This is a genomic window from Leucobacter sp. (assembly GCF_053528595.1).
Window position 1 is genome coordinate 1 of sequence record NZ_JAIVPF010000046.1, and the last position, 15,847, is coordinate 15,847.

Genomic DNA, 15,847 nt, shown 5'->3' on the forward strand with positions numbered 1-15,847 from the left:
GGTCGCGCCGAGCGATCCTCGCTCCGCGCGCTCAGCCGGCCGCGCGCGGCGACGGGCTCGGGATCGCGAAGCGCACGTCCGTCGCGGCGAGGTCGAGGCGCACCCGCGCGCCGGAGGCGAGCCAGGGCTCGAGCGTTCCGGACAGCGGGAGTTCCGCCGCCAAGCCGGGCCACCCCGCGCACTCGACTCGGATGCCCGCGGGGCTCGCCGAGACGGCGCGGATCGTATCGCTCCACGAGTTGAGCCCGCCCGCGGCCTCGTCCGGCCCCGATCGGGAACGCGTCTCGGGGGCGATGCGCACGGCGGACGGGACGAAGCTCGCGACGGCCCGCTCGCCCGTGGCCGGGAGCCTCCCGGTGCCGTGGAGCTCGGCCAGCGGCGCGGCGGCGAGCTGCAGCGAGCCGGATGCGGATGCGATTCCCTCGACCAGCACCCGGCCGGTGAACTCCGCGGCGAAGGGCGTCGCCGGGGCGTCGAGCACCGCGGCGACCGTCCCCGACTGACCGACCCGGCCGTGTTCGAGCACCGGCACGCGGTCGGCGAGCGTGATGAGGTCGACGGGGTCGTGCGTCACCAGCACCATCGGCACCTCGGAGCGGCGCATCTCCGCGGCCACGAGCGCGCGCAGCTCGTCGCTGCTCACGACGTCGAGCGCGGCGAACGGCTCGTCGAGCAGGACGGCTTCGGGTCCGGCGGCGAGTGCGCGGGCGATGGCGACGCGCTGCTGCTGTCCGCCGGAGAGCTGATGCGGTAAGGAGTCTCCTCGGGTCGGCAGGCCGATGCGCTCCAGCCACTGCTCGGCCGCCGCATCGGCGGTGCGCCGACGCGTCCCCTGCGCCCGTGGCCCGAACGCGATGTTCGAGCGGGCGTCGAGGTGCGGGAAGAGCCGGGCCCGCTGGTCGAGGTGCCCGATGCGACGGTCCGCCCGGGGGAGCCCGATCTCGCGCGCGCCGGGCTCCCGCGAGCACAGGATCCGGTCTCCGAGCACGATGCGTCCGGTGGAGATGCGGTGCGTTCCGGCGATCGAGCCGACCAGCGTGGATTTCCCCGAGCCGTTCGCCCCGATCACCCCGAGGACCTCGCCGCGCTCGACGCGCGCGGCGGCATGCAGTGCGAAACCGCCGCGGTGCACGCGCACGTCGAAGGAGAGCCCGCCGTTCACAGTTCCGTCCCGGGGGTGCGCGAGCGCATGAAGAGCAGCGCGACGATCGCCACGAGCACCAGCAGCAGCGAGAGCGTCAGCGCCGTGTCCTGGGTCACGCCGGCGCCGTTGAACGCGGTGTAGATGGCGAGCGGCATGGTGCGCGTCGTGCCGGCGGCGTTCCCCGCGAACAGGGCGGTCGCCCCGAACTCGCCGAGCGCTCGGGTGAAGCAGAGGATCGCACCGGCCGTCAAGCTGGGGGCGAGCAGGGGGAGCGTCACCCGGCGCAGCACCGTCCACGGCCTCGCGCCGAGGCTCTCCGCCGCGCGCTCGTAGCCGCTGTCGATGCCGCGCAGCGCCCCCTCGACCGAGATCACCAGGAACGGGAGGGCGACGAAGGTCTGCGCGATGATCACCGCCGCGGTGGTGAACGGGATCCGCACGCCGAGGCTCTCGAGCGCGTCGCCGAACACGCCGCCCCTGCCGAGCAGCGACAGCAGCGCGAGGCCGCCGACGAGCGGGGGCAGCACGAGCGGGAGCGTGGTGAGCGCGCGGAGCACGGTCGCGAGCAGACCCTCGGCGCGCGCGATCACCAGGGCGAGCGGGAGCCCCAGCACGATGCACAGCGCCGTGGCGATCGTCGCGGTGAGGAGCGAGAGGCCGAGCGCGCTGAGGGCGGCGGGGGAGACGATGGTGGCGGGCACCAGCGCCCAGTCGACGCGGAGGAACAGCGCGGTGAGCGGCAGCAGCAGCACCGCCGCGGCAAGGGCGGCGGGGGCGAGCACCGCGGGCGGCAGCGCGGTGCGGTAGCCGTTCGAGCGGCCGGAGCCCGCGCCGCTCGGACGCGCGGAGCCTCCGTCGTCGACCGAGCGAGCCGAGCGAGTGGGAATCACGATCCCGTCACCCCGTTCCCCGCTCCCGAGCGGCGCGTCGCTCGGCTCACGCCGACCGGAACCCGAGCTCCTCGAAGAGGCGTTGCGCCTCCTCCGAGCGCATGAACTCGACGAACGCCGCGGCGGCCTCGGGCGAGGCCGATCCGGCGACCGTGCCGATCATGTAGCTGCCGGCCGCCTCCGCGGAGCCCGCGATCGGGATGCCCTCGACCTCGCCCTCCGCGCGCAGCACGTCGGAGTGGTACACGAGGCCGGCATCGGCTTCGCCGCCGCGCACCTTCGTGAGCACGGCGGTCACGTTCTGCTCCTCGCTCGCCGGGGTGAGCTCCACCCCGTCGCGGTCGAGCAGCGTGTTCGAAGCGGTGCCGCACGGCACCTCCGCCCCGCACACGACCACCACCGGCGCGGTGCCGTCCGCCGAGGGCTTCGCGAGATCCGCGAGCGTCTCGATGCCGAGCGGATTGCCCGGTGCGACGGCGATCACCAGCTCGCTCGTGGCGAAGACCACCGGTTCCCCGTCGATGAGATCGGCATCGACCACCTTCTGCATGTTCGCCTCGTCCGCCGAGGCGAACACATCGGCGCCCGCACCGCTCATGATCTGGGTCGCGAGCACCGACGAGCCGTCGAAGGTCTGGCTGAACGTGACCTCCGGATGCTGCTCGGTGAAGGCCGCGGCCAGCTGCTCGAACGCGGGTTGCAGGGAGGCGGCGGCGTAGACGGAGAGCTCGCCCTGCAGCTCGTCGCCGACGGGGGAGTCGCCCTCCGCGGGGGCCGGATCGGCTTGGGGCGAGCAGCCGAGCAGCAGCAGCGCCGCCGCTCCCAGCACCACTGCGGCGGCGCGATTGCGTCGTGAACGTACGGGCACGATTCCTACCTCTTCTCGGTCTCGATGATGACGGTGGTCGCCTTGATGATCGCGGTTGCCCGGGAGCCGACCCTGAGATCGAGCTCCCTCAGCGCCTCGGAGGTCATGAGCGAGACCACGCGGTTCGGGCCGCACTGCAGCTCGACCTGGGCGACGAGGCCGGAGCTCTCGACCGCCGTGACGATGCCGGTGAAGCGGTTCCGCGCGCTGCGCCGCACGCGGGGGTCCTCGTCCGCTGCGGGGGCGAGCGCGAGGGCCCTCGCCGCGAGCGAGCGACCCGACACCACCTGGCGGCCCGCCGCGTCGACGGAGGACTTCAAATGCCCCTCCGCCGCCCACCGGCGGATCGTGTCGTCGCTCACTCCGATCAGGGCAGCGGCCTCGCTGATCCGGAAATGCGTCATGATACGCAGTCTAGAGCCGCATCCGCGGAGAGGGAACCGGATGCTCGTTGACTTCCCCGGAAAACCGGCGTACCGTCCGAATTAGAGGCCGACCCGCGCACCAGCGAAGCGGTCGGCGCAGCACCACGGGGGGATGGTCCCTCGGGCGTCCCCCCGGACTTCGTCAACGCAATGGAGCGAGGGTGGAAGACCATGGGTCATGTCGGTTTGCTGTACGTCGGAGCCGTTCTGTTCGTGAACGGGCTCATGCTGCTCGGTCTCGTGCCGGGAAAGTCCGCCGCCGCCATGAACCTGTTCGTGGGCGGCATGCAGGTGATCTTCCCGACGCTGATCATCCTGCAGTCGGGAGGCGAGCCCGCGGCGGTGCTCGGCGCCTCCGGCCTCTACCTGTTCGGCTTCACGTACCTGTACGTGGCGTGGAACCAGCTCACGGGGGCCACCGGTGAGGGGCTCGGGTGGTTCTCGCTCTTCGTGGCCGCCTGCGCAGTGGTCTACGGCGTCCTGCAGTTCACCACCTTCGACGATCCCGTGTTCGGGATGATCTGGTTCTCGTGGGCCGCGCTCTGGTTCCTGTTCTTCCTCGTCCTCGCGCGGGGCAAGGACGCGCTCACGCGCCGCACCGGCTGGTTCACGCTGCTCCTCGGCATCTTCACGGGGGCGATCCCCGCGATGCTGCTGCTGACCGGCAGCTACGTCACCGGAGCCCTCGAGGGGGCGATCGCCGCGGTCGTCGGAGTCGTCCTCTTCGGGCTCGCGTGGGTGCTGGGCAAGCCCGTCGCCGTCGCGCGGCCGCGGGAGGCCGTCGAGAGCTAACCGCCGCCTCCCGCACCCTTCCCGCTCCGCAGAGAAAGGCCGATCGCATTGCCCAGCTACTCGTTCCAGTGCACCGAGGGGTGTCGCTTCGACGCCCTCTACCCGATGTCCGAGGTCCCGAAGGAGATGAGCTGCCGGGTCTGCGGCGGATCGGCGAGGCGCGCGATCACGGCGCCGCACCTCTCGATCGCCGGCACCTCGGCGTACCGCCTCATCGACGACGCGGCGCGCAGTGCGCACGAGCCGGCCGTCGTCGATCGATTGCCCGCCCGCGGACCGGGCAGATCCCAACCGGTCACCACCCACCCGCTGCACGCCAAGCTGCCGAGGTCCTGAACCGCCCAGACCCATGAATATGGATCGGCGACGGTGCCGATCCTCAGGAAACAAAGGAGAGGTAACGATGCCAGAACACATATTCACACTCGACTCGTCGAAGAAGTTCACGGATCAGGAGAAGCTCGGGCACAACCGCTGGCACCCGGAGATCCCGCCGGTCGCGACCGTCAAGCCGGGAGACAGCTTCCGGGTCGACTGCCGCGAGTGGTTCGACGGCGCGATCCGCAACGACGACTCGGCGCAGGACATCCTCGACGCGCCGCTGCTCACCGTGCACACGCTCAGCGGCCCGTTCCGGGTCGAGGGGGCGAAACCGGGCGACCTGCTGATCGTCGACATCCTGGACGTGGGCCCCATCCCGCAGGAGGACTCGGGGCCCCTCGCCGGGCAGGGCTGGGGCTACACCGGCATCTTCTCGACGAACAACGGAGGCGGATTCCTGACGGAGCAGTTCCCCGACGCCTACAAGGCGGTCTGGGACTTCTCGGGACAGACCGCCACCTCGCGGCACGTCCCCGGCGTCTCCTTCACGGGGATCATCCACCCGGGGCTCATGGGCACCGCCCCGTCTGCGGAGCTGCTGGCCAAGTGGAACGCACGCGAGGGCGCGCTGATCGCGACGGACCCCGACCGGGTGCCGCCGCTCGCCCTGCCCCCGGAGGCGGAGCACGCGATCCTCGGCGGAGTGCCGCGGGATCAGTGGGCGCGCGTGGGATCGGAGGCCGCTCGCACGGCGCCGCCGCGCGAGAACGGAGGCAACCAGGACATCAAGAACTTCACGAAGGGAACGCGGGTCTTCTACCCGGTGTTCGTGGACGGAGCCAATCTGTCGATGGGCGACCTGCACTTCTCGCAGGGCGACGGCGAGATCACGTTCTGCGGGGCGATCGAGATGGGCGGGTTCATCGATCTGCGCGTCGACATCATCAAGGGCGGCATGGAGACCTACGGGGTGAGCGAGAACGCGATCTTCGTGCCCGGCAACGTCGACCCGCAGTACAGCCACTGGCTGGCCTTCTCCGGCACCTCGGTGACCCTCGACGGCGAGCAGAAGTACCTCGACTCGCACCTGTCGTATCAGCGGGCGTGCCTGCACGCGATCGACTACCTGACCAAGTTCGGGTACAGTCCGGAGCAGGCCTACCTGCTGCTCGGCGCCGCCCCGATCGAGGGCAGGCTCTCGGGAGTGGTCGACATCCCCAACTCCTGTTCGACGGTGTACATCCCGGTGGAGATCTTCGACTTCGACCCGCGGCCCTCCGCGGCCGGGCCGTTCCAGATCGACCCGGGGATCGGAGCCCCCACCGCGGCGAACAAGTAGGAGGTGCCGCCGGTCGAGCGGGCGACCTCCGACGGCCGAGCGGGCGACGCCCGCCGGTCGCGCGGGGAGCGCAGCGACGAGTCGAACCCGGGGCCAGAACCCTCGGGTTCGACTCGCGCGCTCGCGAGGCGGAGAGGGGAGGCCGAAGAACCGCTCCTCCGGCGGCTGCGCTCACACCACCGCCGGCCGACCGACCCCGGCCGGAGCGCGCGACGGCTCCAGCCGGATCACGATGGCTTTCGATACCGGCGTGTTGCTCTCGAGCGCGGTGCTGTCGAGCGGAACCAGCACGTTGGCCTCCGGAAAGTAGGCGGCCGCGCAACCGCGGGCCGTGGGGAAGGCGACGGTCCGGAAGCCGCGCAGCACCCGGTCGGGCTCGTCCTTCCACTCGCTGAAGACGTCCACGCTCTGCCCGTCCTCGAGTCCGAGCTCAGCGAGATCGTCGGGGTGCACGAAGACGACGTAGCGGCCCTTCTTGATACCGCGGTAGCGATCGTTGAGGCTGTAGATGGTGGTGTTGAACTGGTCGTGCGAGCGCACCGTCTGCAGCAGCAGGCGCCCCGGCGGGCACTCGATGTGCTCGAGCTCGTTGACCGTGATGTGCGCCTTGCCGGTGTCGGTGTTGAAGGTGCGCGAGTCGCGCGGGCCGTTCGGCAGCACGAAGCCGTCGCGGGTGCGGGTCTTCTCGTTGTAGCTCTCGCAGCCGGGCACCACGCGGGAGATGCGATCGCGGATCACGTCGTAGTCGCGCATCATCGCGAGCCAGTCGATGCCGTGGCGATCCCCGAAGGTCGCGTGGCCGAGGCCCGCGATGATCGCGGTCTCGGAACGCACCTGGTCGGAGATCGGGGGGATCTGGCCGTGCGAGGCGTGCACCGCGCACACCGAGTCCTCGACGGTCACGTACTGCGGCCCCGAGACCTGCACGTCGATCTCGGTGCGGCCGAGCACGGGCAGGATCAGCGCCTCCTCGCCGGTGACGACGTGGGAGCGGTTGAGCTTGGTCGACAGCTGCACGCTGAGGCGCGTCTTGCGCATCGCCGACTCCGCGAGGTTCGTGTCCGAGATCGCGCCGAGCAGGTTGCCGCCGAGGCCGACCCAGACCTTGATCCGCCCCTGATCGAGGGCGCGGATCCCGTGCACGGCGTCGACGCCGTGCTCGCGCGGGGGCTCGAAGCCGAACTCCTCGCCGAGCGCGTCGAGGAAGGAGTCGGGCATCTGCTCCCAGACCCCCATGGTGCGGTCGCCCTGCACGTTGCTGTGCCCGCGGATGGGCGACGCGCCGGCTCCCGGCTTGCCGATGTTGCCGCGCAGGAGCAGCAGGTTGATGATCTCCCGGATCGTGTCGACGCCCTTGCGGTGCTGGGTGATCCCCATCGCCCAGCAGATGATGACCCGGTCCGAGTCCAGGTAGCGCTCCGCCAGCTCGTCGATCTCCTCGACGGGGATGCCGGTCGCCCGGGCCACCTCGCGCTCGTCGAGGCCGTCGATGTGCGCGGCGAAGGCCTCGAAGCCGTCGCAGTGCCTCCGCAGGAAGTCGTGGTCGAGCACCGTGCCGGGGTTCGCCCGTTCGGCGTCGAGCACCCGCTTCGAGACGGCCTGCAGCAGGGCCATGTCGCCGCCGGAGCGGATCTTGATAAACTGGTCGGCGATCTGGGTCGGCTTGCCGACGTACCCCCGGATCCGCTGCGGGTCCTTGTAGCCGATGAGCCCCGCCTCGGGCAGCGGATTGACGGCCACGATCCTCGCACCGTTCTCCTTCGCCTCCTGCAGCGCCGTGAGCATGCGGGGGTGGTTGGTGCCGGGGTTCTGGCCCATGATGATGATGAGATCGGACTCGGCGAAGTCCTTGTAGGCGATGGTCGACTTGCCGATGCCGACAGTGTGGCTCATGGCGGTGCCGGTCGACTCGTGGCACATGTTCGAGCAGTCGGGGAGGTTGTTGGTGCCGAGCACGCGTGCGAAGAGCTGGTAGATGAAGGCCGCCTCGTTGGAGGCGCGCCCGCTCGTGTAGAAGGCGGCCTCGTTCGGGTCGTCGAGGGCGTGCAGGTGGTCGGCGATCAGCCGGTACGCGGCGTCCCAGCCGATCGGCTCGTAGTGATCCGATCCCTTCGCCTTGTAGACCGGCTCGATCAGACGGCCCTGCATGCCGAGCCAGTACTCGGTCTTGTCCTCGAGCGAGCTGATGGAGTGCTCCTGCCAGAACGAGCGCTCCACCTTCAGGGGTGTCGCCTCCCAGGTCACCGCCTTGCCGCCGTTCTCGCAGAACTCGGCGATCTTGCGATGGTCGGGATCCGGCCACGCGCAGCTCATGCAGTCGAAGCCGTCCTTGTGGTTGATCTTCGTCATGAGCTTCATCGTGCGGGCGAGCCCCATGTGCGTGAGCGCGGGTTCCATCGAGTGGAACACGCCGCCGAGGCCGGCCGCGTAGGTCTTCGGCTCCGACACCTCGATATCGGCGTCTGAGAAATCCTCGTCCGGGGCGTGGGGGGTCATGACTGATCTGCTTCCTGGAGGTGGTGCGCGCGAGGCTCCGCGTGCGGTGGGTCGGGTGGGTCTGCGGTGCGGTTCGCGGCCTCGTCGGTGACGCGGTCGGGACGACTGTAGATCACCATCGAGGGGCCGCGCAGGAATCCGGCCAGGGTGAGGCCCGAATCGACCGCGAGCTCCACGGCGAGCGAGGACGGCGCGGAGACGGCGGCGAGCATCGGGATGCCGGCCATGAGCGCCTTCTGCGTCAGCTCGAAGCTCGCACGGCCAGACACCATGAGCACGCATCCCCGTGCGGGGAGGAGGTCGTGCCGCAGCGCCCAGCCGATCACCTTGTCGACGGCGTTGTGCCGGCCGACGTCCTCGCGCAGCACGAGCATCTCGCCGGTGCGCCCATCGAAGAGACCCGCGGCGTGCAGGCCGCCGGTGCGCTCGAAGACGGCCTGCTCGGCGCGCAGCGCGTCGGGGAAGCCGGTGAGCATCGTCGCGTCGATGACGAGCGGATCCTGGTCGACGGCGTAGCGCGTGGCCGTGTGCACGGCCTCGATGCTCGCCTTGCCGCAGAGCCCGCAAGCGCTCGTCGTCGTGAAGTTGCGCTGGAGGCTCGGGTCGGGCGGCGGCACGCCCGGTCCGAGCGTCACGTCGAGCACGTTGTAGGTGTTGGGCTCCCCGTCGCTCGCACAGTGGATCGCCGCCATGAAGTCGCCGCCGCGGTGGATCACGCCCTCGGAGACGAGGAAGCCCGCCGCGAGATCGATGTCGTTGCCCGGCGTGCGCATCGTCACGGCGAGGGAGCGTCCGGAGACGCGGATCTCGAGCGGCTCCTCGACCGCGAGGAAATCCGCTCGCTCGATCCGGGATCCGCCTGCGGTGAGGCGGGTCACCCTGCGACGAGCGGCGATACGGGACACACTCCTTGGATAGCATTGAATGACGGCAGGGGCAAGGCCGGTATCGGCCGAGCCGTGGGGATCGGACGCGACGAAGGGGTGGCCCGCATGCGGATCACGGTGGAGGAGCATCTGGCGTGGATCCTCGCCGCCGTGCGGCCGCTGCCCGAGCGGGCCGTCCCGTTGCGCGACGCGCACGGCCTGACCCTGGCGGGGACGGTGCACGCGCGTCACGCGCTGCCGCTCTGGGACAACTCGGCGATGGACGGCTACGCGCTCCGCTCCGCCGACGTCGCGGAGGCGTCCGAGCGGGATCCGGTCGAGCTGCGGGTGGTCGGCGAGGTCGCCGCCGGCAGCGGCGCCGATCCCGTGATCGTTCCGGGCACCGCGGTGCGCATCATGACCGGGGCGCCGGTGCCGAGCGATGCGGACGCAGTGGTGCCCGTCGAGTCCACGCGCGGGGACCACGGCGGCGATCCGTGGGCGGATCGCGCGGTGCGGGTGCTCGCGCAGGCGCCCGCGGGGGCGAACATCCGGCGACGCGGCGAGGACGTCGAGGCGGGGCGCGAGATCGCCCGCGCCGGGCAGCCGCTCGGCGCCGCGAGGCTCGCCGCGCTCGCCGCAGCCGGCGTCGAACGCGTCTCCGTGCGAGGGCTCCCGCGAGTGGCGGTGCTCGCGACGGGATCGGAGCTGCGCGGGGCGGGCGAGCCGCTGGAACGGGGCCAGATCCCCGAATCGAATTCGCTGCTCATCGCGGGGCTGCTGCGCGAGCTCGGGATCGAGCCCGTCGCGGTCGAGCGCAGCGACGACGACGCGGCCGGTCTCTCCCGCCGGCTGCGAGAGCTCGGGCCCCGCTGCGACGTCATCGTGACGACCGGGGGTGTGGGGCCCGGCCGGCACGACGTCGTGCGCATCGCGCTCGAGGGTGAGACGGGGGTGCGGGCGGTGCGAGTCGCGGTGCGGCCCGGACAGCCGCAGTGCGCGGGCCGGCTCGCGAGCGGCGCCTTCGTCTTCGCGCTGCCGGGCAACCCCGTGAGCGCCGCGGTCAGCTTCGAGCTCTTCGTGCGCCCGGCGCTGCTCGCGGTTCAGGGGCGCGGCGAGCTCCAGCGGCTGCGGGTGCCGGCCCGCACGGCCACGGGATGGCGCGGAGCCGCGGGGCGTCTGCAGGTGCTGCCCGTCGTGGTGGCGCAGGAGGCCGGGGGACTGGTCTGCGCGCCCGCGGTCGACCCGCGCGGCGTCTCCCACGCGGTCGGCGGGCACGGCGGCGCGAACGGGTACGCGCTCGTCCCGCCCGAGCGCGGCGACGTCGCGCCGGGGGAGACGGTCTCCGTGATCCTGGTGGCGCCGTGACCGCCCCGGAGATCGATGCGGTGGTACTCGCCGGCGGGCGCGGCAGCCGACTCGGCGGGCGGGACAAGGCGGTGATCGCGCTCGGAGGCGAACGGCTGGTGGACCGTGCGGTGGTGTCCGCGCGAGCCGCCGGCGCCGGGTGCGTCGTTGTGGTGGGGCCCGCGCACACGGGGTCGGAGGGGGTGCTGGTCGTGCGCGAGGACCCGCCCTTCGCCGGGCCGCTCGCCGCGCTCGCCGCCGCGCTGCCGCACCTGCGCGCCGACTGGCTGCTGCTGCTCTCCTGCGACCTCGTGCGCCCCGACGCGGTGTGCGCGCTGCTGGCCGCGCAGCTGCCGGGCTCGGAGGACGGGCCCGCAGCCGACATCGACGGCATCGTGCTGCGGGACGGGAGCGGCCGGGATCAGTGGCTGGCGGGTGCGTACCGGCTCGGGGCGCTGCGGGCGGGACTCGAGGGACTCGGCGGCGACCCGGCCGGCGCGCCGCTCCGGGCGCTGCTCGGCGGCCTGCGGCTGCGCCGGGTCGATGCTCCGGACGATACGACCGCCGACATCGACGAGCCCGCGGACCTCGAGCGGGCCGACGACGGCTCCGGCCCCGCTTCGCTCCACTCGACCGGCGGGGAGCGGAGCGCGGAGCCGAAACCGGCAGGCCGGGGAGGCCGCCCGTCGAGCGTACGGAGCGAGTCGGAACCGGCCTCCCCGAAGGATCCCCGCGGACCTGCCGACCCCGAACGCCCCGCGAACCCCAGAACGGTGAGGAGACCGACATGAGCGACCCGAAGCACCTTCCCCCGCAGGCGCTCGACGAGTGGCTGGCCGCGGCCGCCGCAGAGCTGGACCTCGATCCCGGCGCGGTATCGATCGGCACCGTGCTCGACGTGGCGCGCGACGTGGCGCACGATGTCGCGCGCCCCGCCGCCCCGCTGTCGACGTTCCTCCTCGGCCTGGCGGTCGGTCGCTCGGAGGATCCCGACGCGCTACGGGCGCTGGCGGAGCGCCTCACCGCCCGGGCGGCCGAGTGGAAGGCCGCCGGGGGCGACGCGGACCCCGCTGGCTGAGCGAGTCCACCGCAGGCCGAGCGGATCCGGTCATTCTGCGCGAGCGGAGCGAGTCCGGTCATTCTGCGCGAGCGGAGCGAGTCGCAGAATCCACGGTGGGCCTTGCGGCGCGGCCGGGCGGATCCTGCGACTGCGCTCGCTGCGCTCCCTCCGCGCAGGATGACAGAGGAAAGCGCGGGACGCCGGGTGCTCGCCGCGACCCCCTAGTTGCCGAGCACCTTCTGGTAGGCCTGCGAGTACCGGTTGTCCTCCTGCGCCGACAGCGACCGCATGTCGAAGATGCGCTTCGACATCTCCTCGTCCGGGAAGATGAGCGGGTTCTCGGCCAGCTCGGGGGTGTCGCCGTCGGCCATGGCCTCCTGCGCCCCGGCGACCGGCGTCACGTACTGCACGTAGGCGGCGACCTGCGCGGCGACCTCGGGCTCGTAGTAGTAGTCGATGAGCTCGTGCACCTGCTCGAAGGCCTTCGTGGCGAGGGGCATCGAGAACGAGTCGATGAAGACCGAGGCGCCCGAATCGGGGACCACGAACTTCCAGATCTCCTCACCGGCCTCCTCGTTGAGGATCGCGATGTCGCCCGACCAGGCCATGCCGGCCCAGATGGTCTCCTGCTCCAGGTCCTGGGTGTAGGAGTTGCCCTTCACCGTGGCGACCTGGCCGTTGCCGATCTGCTCCCTGACCACGTCGAGCGCGGCCTCGAACTCGTCGTCGCCCCAGTCGCCCTCGATGTCGACGCCCTGCTCGAGCATGATGAGGGCGAGGGTGTCGTCCTGCTCCGTCAGCAGATTGATCTTCCCCTTGAGATCCGGCGACCACAGGTCGGAGACCTCGCGCACCCCCTTCGGGTAGAGCTGCGTGTTGTAGACGAGGCCGGTCATGCCCGCCTGATACGGGATCGTCCAGGTGCGGTCGGGGTCGAAGGAGGCGTTCTGCACCATGTCGATCATCTGCGCGTCGACGTTCGGCATCAGGCTGCGATCGAACTCCCTGAGCTGATTCTGCTCCAGCAGCCGCACGATCGTCGTGTCCGAGGGGACGAAGACGTCGTAGCCGGTGTCCTGCTCCAGTTTGAGCTGATCCTTGATCTTGGCGATGAAGGTCTTGTTGTCGTCGATGTCCTCGAAGTACTCGACCCGGATGTCCGTCTGCTCCATGAAGTCGTTGAGCGACGGCCACTCGCCGGTCTCCTCGTCGTAGTCGAGGTAGTAGGTCCAGTTCGCCCAGCGCAGGGTGCCGCCGGAGCCGTCACCGGGCCCGCTGGGGCCCGCGCACGCCGCGAGGGAGCCGGCGCCCAGCAGGGCCGCTCCGAGCGAGGCGCCGCGCAGCAGCTGCCGGCGGTTCACCTGAGCGGCGCGGGCGCGGCGCACGAGCTCCTGGACGACGGGATCGGTCGGCTGACGGTGCATGTCTCCTCCTTTGGAAACGGTGCCGCTCGGCGGCGTGACTCTGCGTCTATCCTCACACACCCGAGCGGTCGAGTAAACGTGAGTGTCAATCATATTGACTTTCGCGTGTCACGCGCGTGCGTCAGACCCCCAGCACGACTGAGCGCAGCTCCTCCACGAGCCCGGCGGCGCCCGCGAAGAGGAACGGCGTGCCCGGGCGTGTCCCGTCGTCGCGGCCGATGATCGCGGCGCCGGCCTCCGACGCGATCAATGCCCCGGCGGCGTAGTCCCACGGTTGCAGGCCGAGTTCGTAGTAGGCGTCGAGCCGGCCCGCGGCGAGGTTGCAGAGATCGAGGGAGGCCGATCCGATGCGACGGATGTCCCGGGCGAGCGGCAGCAGACGTGACACCATCTCGGCCTGCTCGGCGCGGCGCTCGGCCGTGTAGCCGAAGCCCGTGCCGACGAGCGCGGAGCCGAGATCGGTTTTGCCGGACACGGCGATGGGGGAGCCGTTCAGGCGCGAGCCCCCGCCCTCCCAGGCGTCGAACAGCTCTCCCGTGCGCGGATTGAACACCGCTCCGGCGATGGAGCGCCGACCGTCGGCGTAGGCCGACTCGTCGCGCACGGTGGCGGCGATGCTCACCGCGAAGGCGGGGATGTCGTAGAGGTAGTTCACCGTGCCGTCGATGGGGTCGATGACCCAGGTGATGCCGCTCGCGCCGTCGATCCCGGTGCCCTCCTCGCCGACGATGCCGTCGCCCGGGCGCGCGGCGCGCAGTTCCGAGACGATCAGGCGCTCCGCCTCGCGGTCGGCCTCGGTCACGACGTCGACGGCGCTCGACTTGCTGGCGGCGACCGACACCCCGCGATCCCGCAGCGTCACGATCAGTTCGCCGGTCTGCACCGCGATGTCGGCGGCGAGGCGGGCGAGGGACTCGGGTGGGATGTCGAGCGGAGGCGTCATGATCCGAGCCTAACGGGAAGCGGGGCGGGGCCCGCGCGTGCGAGCCCCGCCCCGGGGATGAGGATCCGGATCAGCGGACGGACACGGTGGCGGTGGGATCGATCGCGTAGGCCTCCTCGCCGTGGGCGACGGCGTCGATGCCCTCCTCCTCGACCGTCTGCGGCACCCGCAGGCCGGTGATCGCCTTCACGCCGATGGCGATGATGAGCGAGACCACGAAGGAGTACACCGCCACGGCCAGCACCGAGATCGCCTGCACGAGCAGCAGCCCGGCATCGCCGCCCGTGAAGAGGCCGTCGTCGAAGGCGAAGAAGCCGAGGTACAGCGAGCCGATCACGCCCGCGACCAGGTGCAGGCCCACCACGTCCAGCGAGTCGTCGTAGCCCAGCCGGTACTTCCAGTCGATGGCGAAGGCGCAGGCGATGCCGGCGATGAGGCCGAGCAGCAGCGCCCAGAGCGGGGAGAGGTTGAGCGCCGACGGCGTGATCGCCACGAGGCCGGCGACCGCACCGGAGGCGGCCCCGATGACGCCGGGCTTCTTGCCGCGCAGCACGTCGACGAGGATCCAGCCGACGATGCCGGCGGCGGGCGCGCCCAGGGTGTTCACCAGGATGAGGCCGGCATCGGCGGGAGTCGCCGCGAGGCCCGAGTTGAACCCGATCCAGCCGAACCACAGCAGGGCGGCGCCGATGGTCACGAGGGGCACGCTGTGCGGCTTGTGCGATCCCGGAGCGAACCCGAGACGCTTGCCGGCGACGATCGCGAGCGCCAGTGCCGCCGCGCCCGCATTGATGTGGATCACGGTGCCGCCCGCGAGGTCGATGACGTCGGCGGTGCCGAGCGTGCTGCCGAGATTCATGATCCAGCCGCCGCCCCAGACCCAGGCGGCCACGGGGAAGTAGACGAGGGTCGCCCACACTCCGGAGAACAGCACCCAGGAGCCGAGGCCGACGCGGTCCGCGATCGCGCCCGAGATGAGGGCCGTGGTGATCATCGCGAAGACGGCGCCGAATCCGACCCCGATGTAGTCCGCGGGCGCGGTGTTCAACAGGCCGAAGTCCTTGAAGGGACTCCCCGCGAAGCCGCTCTCGCCCTCGGCGAAGTAGTTCATGCTGTAGCCGAAGAGGATCCACAGCATGCCGACGACCCCCATGGCGCTGACGCTGAAGAGCATCATGTTCACCACGGATCGCACGCGGACGAGTCCACCGTAGAAGAGGGCCAGGCCCGGGGTCATGATGAGCACGAGCGCGCTGCTCGCGAGAGTCCACACCTCCGGTGCTGTCAGTTCTTCCATGTTGCTGCCTTTCTCTCGAGCCAGCCGGGATCGCTGTCGTGTGACCAGTGTGCGCCGGGCCTGTTTCACCGTCGTCTCGTCGGGGTTTCCCGTGCGTCACATGTGTGTCACGGTCGTGTTTCGGGGCCCCGGCGGTGCGCCTGCGCCCCGTGCGGGCGCGACGGCGCGAGAGGTGCTAAGATGTATAGGTTGCCGTTCGAACGGCCGCCGATAAAGAGAGCCCCAGCATCCCGCTGACGGCGCCGCGCAGCAAGAGAGAGGGGATCCCTATGGCACTGGAAGCAGAGGTCAAGAAGGCGATCATCGAAGAGTACGCGACCAAGCCCGGCGACACCGGTTCCCCCGAGGTGCAGGTTGCCATGCTCACCCAGCGGATCAAGGACCTGACCGAGCACCTCAAGACCCACAAGCACGATCACCACTCGCGCCGCGGTCTGCTGCTGCTCGTCGGTCAGCGTCGCCGCCTCCTGGGCTACCTCCAGGACGTCGACATCACCCGCTACCGCTCGCTCATCGAGCGTCTCGGTCTGCGTCGATAACGACGCCGGGTCCGGTGATCGCCGGACACACCGCTGCGAAGCGCCCCGCCTCCCTCGGGAGACGGGGCGCTTCTGCGTGCGCGGCGCAACGGTGGC

The 15,847-nt window shown here is 71.1% G+C and carries 16 protein-coding genes; 7 read left to right on the forward strand and 9 right to left on the reverse strand.

Going from position 1 to position 15,847, the window contains the following annotated elements:
- Positions 1-31: 31 nt before the first annotated feature.
- From ACWKZU_RS09500 to ACWKZU_RS09515, 4 genes are all read right to left on the reverse strand, one after another.
- The gene (locus ACWKZU_RS09500) at positions 32-1,162 is read right to left on the reverse strand and encodes a sulfate/molybdate ABC transporter ATP-binding protein (RefSeq protein WP_449282083.1); all 1,131 of its coding nucleotides are present in this window, start codon (positions 1,160-1,162) and stop codon (positions 32-34) included.
- Positions 1,159-1,938: an ABC transporter permease gene (locus ACWKZU_RS09505; RefSeq protein WP_449282118.1), complete on the reverse strand. Its 780-nt coding sequence runs from the start codon at positions 1,936-1,938 to the stop codon at positions 1,159-1,161. Before ACWKZU_RS09505 ends, ACWKZU_RS09500 begins: the two co-directional genes overlap by 4 nt.
- A 142-nt stretch (positions 1,939-2,080) precedes the next feature.
- Positions 2,081-2,902: a molybdate ABC transporter substrate-binding protein gene (modA, locus tag ACWKZU_RS09510; RefSeq protein WP_449282084.1), complete on the reverse strand. Its 822-nt coding sequence runs from the start codon at positions 2,900-2,902 to the stop codon at positions 2,081-2,083.
- Positions 2,903-2,907: 5 nt separating this feature from the next.
- Positions 2,908-3,306, reverse strand: a complete 399-nt coding sequence (locus ACWKZU_RS09515; RefSeq protein WP_449282085.1) for a TOBE domain-containing protein — start codon at positions 3,304-3,306, stop codon at positions 2,908-2,910.
- 192 nt (positions 3,307-3,498) lie between these two features.
- Between ACWKZU_RS09515 and ACWKZU_RS09520 the strand changes: the two genes are divergently transcribed.
- The 3 genes from ACWKZU_RS09520 to fmdA all read left to right on the forward strand — a co-directional run bounded on the left by ACWKZU_RS09520 (position 3,499) and on the right by fmdA (position 5,779).
- The gene (locus ACWKZU_RS09520) at positions 3,499-4,119 is read left to right on the forward strand and encodes an AmiS/UreI family transporter (protein WP_449282086.1); all 621 of its coding nucleotides are present in this window, start codon (positions 3,499-3,501) and stop codon (positions 4,117-4,119) included.
- A gap of 48 nt (positions 4,120-4,167) precedes the next feature.
- Positions 4,168-4,455 carry an FmdB family zinc ribbon protein gene (locus ACWKZU_RS09525; protein WP_449282087.1) on the forward strand — a complete coding sequence of 96 codons (288 nt, stop codon included), beginning with the start codon at positions 4,168-4,170 and terminating at the stop codon, positions 4,453-4,455.
- A gap of 67 nt (positions 4,456-4,522) precedes the next feature.
- Positions 4,523-5,779 (forward strand): formamidase, encoded by a 1,257-nt coding sequence (gene fmdA, locus ACWKZU_RS09530; protein ID WP_449282088.1) that lies wholly within the window; start codon positions 4,523-4,525, stop codon positions 5,777-5,779.
- Between the two features lie 171 nt (positions 5,780-5,950).
- Here fmdA and ACWKZU_RS09535 read toward each other — a convergent pair whose 3' ends face one another.
- Positions 5,951-8,275, reverse strand: a complete 2,325-nt coding sequence (locus tag ACWKZU_RS09535) for an FdhF/YdeP family oxidoreductase (protein WP_449282089.1) — start codon at positions 8,273-8,275, stop codon at positions 5,951-5,953.
- Complete coding sequence (fdhD, locus tag ACWKZU_RS09540; RefSeq protein WP_449282090.1) at positions 8,272-9,180, reverse strand: formate dehydrogenase accessory sulfurtransferase FdhD; 909 nt, start codon at positions 9,178-9,180, stop codon at positions 8,272-8,274. The genes ACWKZU_RS09535 and fdhD overlap by 4 nt, the downstream gene beginning before the upstream one ends.
- 15 nt (positions 9,181-9,195) lie before the next feature.
- Here fdhD and ACWKZU_RS09545 point away from each other — a divergent pair, with 15 nt between their 5' ends.
- Genes ACWKZU_RS09545 through ACWKZU_RS09555 form a run of 3 tightly spaced genes read left to right on the forward strand, consistent with a single transcriptional unit; the run spans position 9,196 to position 11,566 of the window.
- Positions 9,196-10,509: a molybdopterin molybdotransferase MoeA gene (locus tag ACWKZU_RS09545; protein WP_449282091.1), complete on the forward strand. Its 1,314-nt coding sequence runs from the start codon at positions 9,196-9,198 to the stop codon at positions 10,507-10,509.
- Positions 10,506-11,279, forward strand: a complete 774-nt coding sequence (locus ACWKZU_RS09550; RefSeq protein ID WP_449282092.1) for an NTP transferase domain-containing protein — start codon at positions 10,506-10,508, stop codon at positions 11,277-11,279. The genes ACWKZU_RS09545 and ACWKZU_RS09550 overlap by 4 nt, the downstream gene beginning before the upstream one ends.
- Complete coding sequence (locus ACWKZU_RS09555; protein ID WP_449282093.1) at positions 11,276-11,566, forward strand: DUF6457 domain-containing protein; 291 nt, start codon at positions 11,276-11,278, stop codon at positions 11,564-11,566. Before ACWKZU_RS09550 ends, ACWKZU_RS09555 begins: the two co-directional genes overlap by 4 nt.
- 203 nt (positions 11,567-11,769) lie before the next feature.
- Here ACWKZU_RS09555 and ACWKZU_RS09560 read toward each other — a convergent pair whose 3' ends face one another.
- The 3 genes from ACWKZU_RS09560 to ACWKZU_RS09570 all read right to left on the reverse strand — a co-directional run bounded on the left by ACWKZU_RS09560 (position 11,770) and on the right by ACWKZU_RS09570 (position 15,212).
- Positions 11,770-12,972, reverse strand: a complete 1,203-nt coding sequence (locus tag ACWKZU_RS09560) for an ABC transporter substrate-binding protein (protein WP_449282094.1) — start codon at positions 12,970-12,972, stop codon at positions 11,770-11,772.
- A 121-nt stretch (positions 12,973-13,093) separates the two neighbouring features.
- Positions 13,094-13,915 carry an inositol monophosphatase family protein gene (locus ACWKZU_RS09565; protein ID WP_449282095.1) on the reverse strand — a complete coding sequence of 274 codons (822 nt, stop codon included), beginning with the start codon at positions 13,913-13,915 and terminating at the stop codon, positions 13,094-13,096.
- A gap of 70 nt (positions 13,916-13,985) precedes the next feature.
- Positions 13,986-15,212 carry an ammonium transporter gene (locus ACWKZU_RS09570; protein WP_449282096.1) on the reverse strand — a complete coding sequence of 409 codons (1,227 nt, stop codon included), beginning with the start codon at positions 15,210-15,212 and terminating at the stop codon, positions 13,986-13,988.
- 269 nt (positions 15,213-15,481) lie between these two features.
- On the opposite strand from ACWKZU_RS09570, the gene rpsO reads away from it, so the two are divergent.
- Positions 15,482-15,751: a 30S ribosomal protein S15 gene (gene rpsO / locus ACWKZU_RS09575; RefSeq protein ID WP_449282097.1), complete on the forward strand. Its 270-nt coding sequence runs from the start codon at positions 15,482-15,484 to the stop codon at positions 15,749-15,751.
- Positions 15,752-15,847: the final 96 nt, after the last annotated feature.

Coding starts and splice junctions, on each gene's coding strand:
- ACWKZU_RS09520 (WP_449282086.1), top strand. CDS start 3,499: ATGGGTCATGTCGGTTTGCTGTACGTCGGAGCCGTTCTGTTCGTGAAC.
- rpsO (WP_449282097.1), top strand. CDS start 15,482: ATGGCACTGGAAGCAGAGGTCAAGAAGGCGATCATCGAAGAGTACGCG.
- ACWKZU_RS09515 (WP_449282085.1), bottom strand. CDS start 3,306: ATGACGCATTTCCGGATCAGCGAGGCCGCTGCCCTGATCGGAGTGAGC.
- fmdA (WP_449282088.1), top strand. CDS start 4,523: ATGCCAGAACACATATTCACACTCGACTCGTCGAAGAAGTTCACGGAT.
- ACWKZU_RS09560 (WP_449282094.1), bottom strand. CDS start 12,972: ATGCACCGTCAGCCGACCGATCCCGTCGTCCAGGAGCTCGTGCGCCGC.
- ACWKZU_RS09555 (WP_449282093.1), top strand. CDS start 11,276: ATGAGCGACCCGAAGCACCTTCCCCCGCAGGCGCTCGACGAGTGGCTG.
- ACWKZU_RS09535 (WP_449282089.1), bottom strand. CDS start 8,275: ATGACCCCCCACGCCCCGGACGAGGATTTCTCAGACGCCGATATCGAG.
- ACWKZU_RS09570 (WP_449282096.1), bottom strand. CDS start 15,212: ATGGAAGAACTGACAGCACCGGAGGTGTGGACTCTCGCGAGCAGCGCG.
- ACWKZU_RS09565 (WP_449282095.1), bottom strand. CDS start 13,915: ATGACGCCTCCGCTCGACATCCCACCCGAGTCCCTCGCCCGCCTCGCC.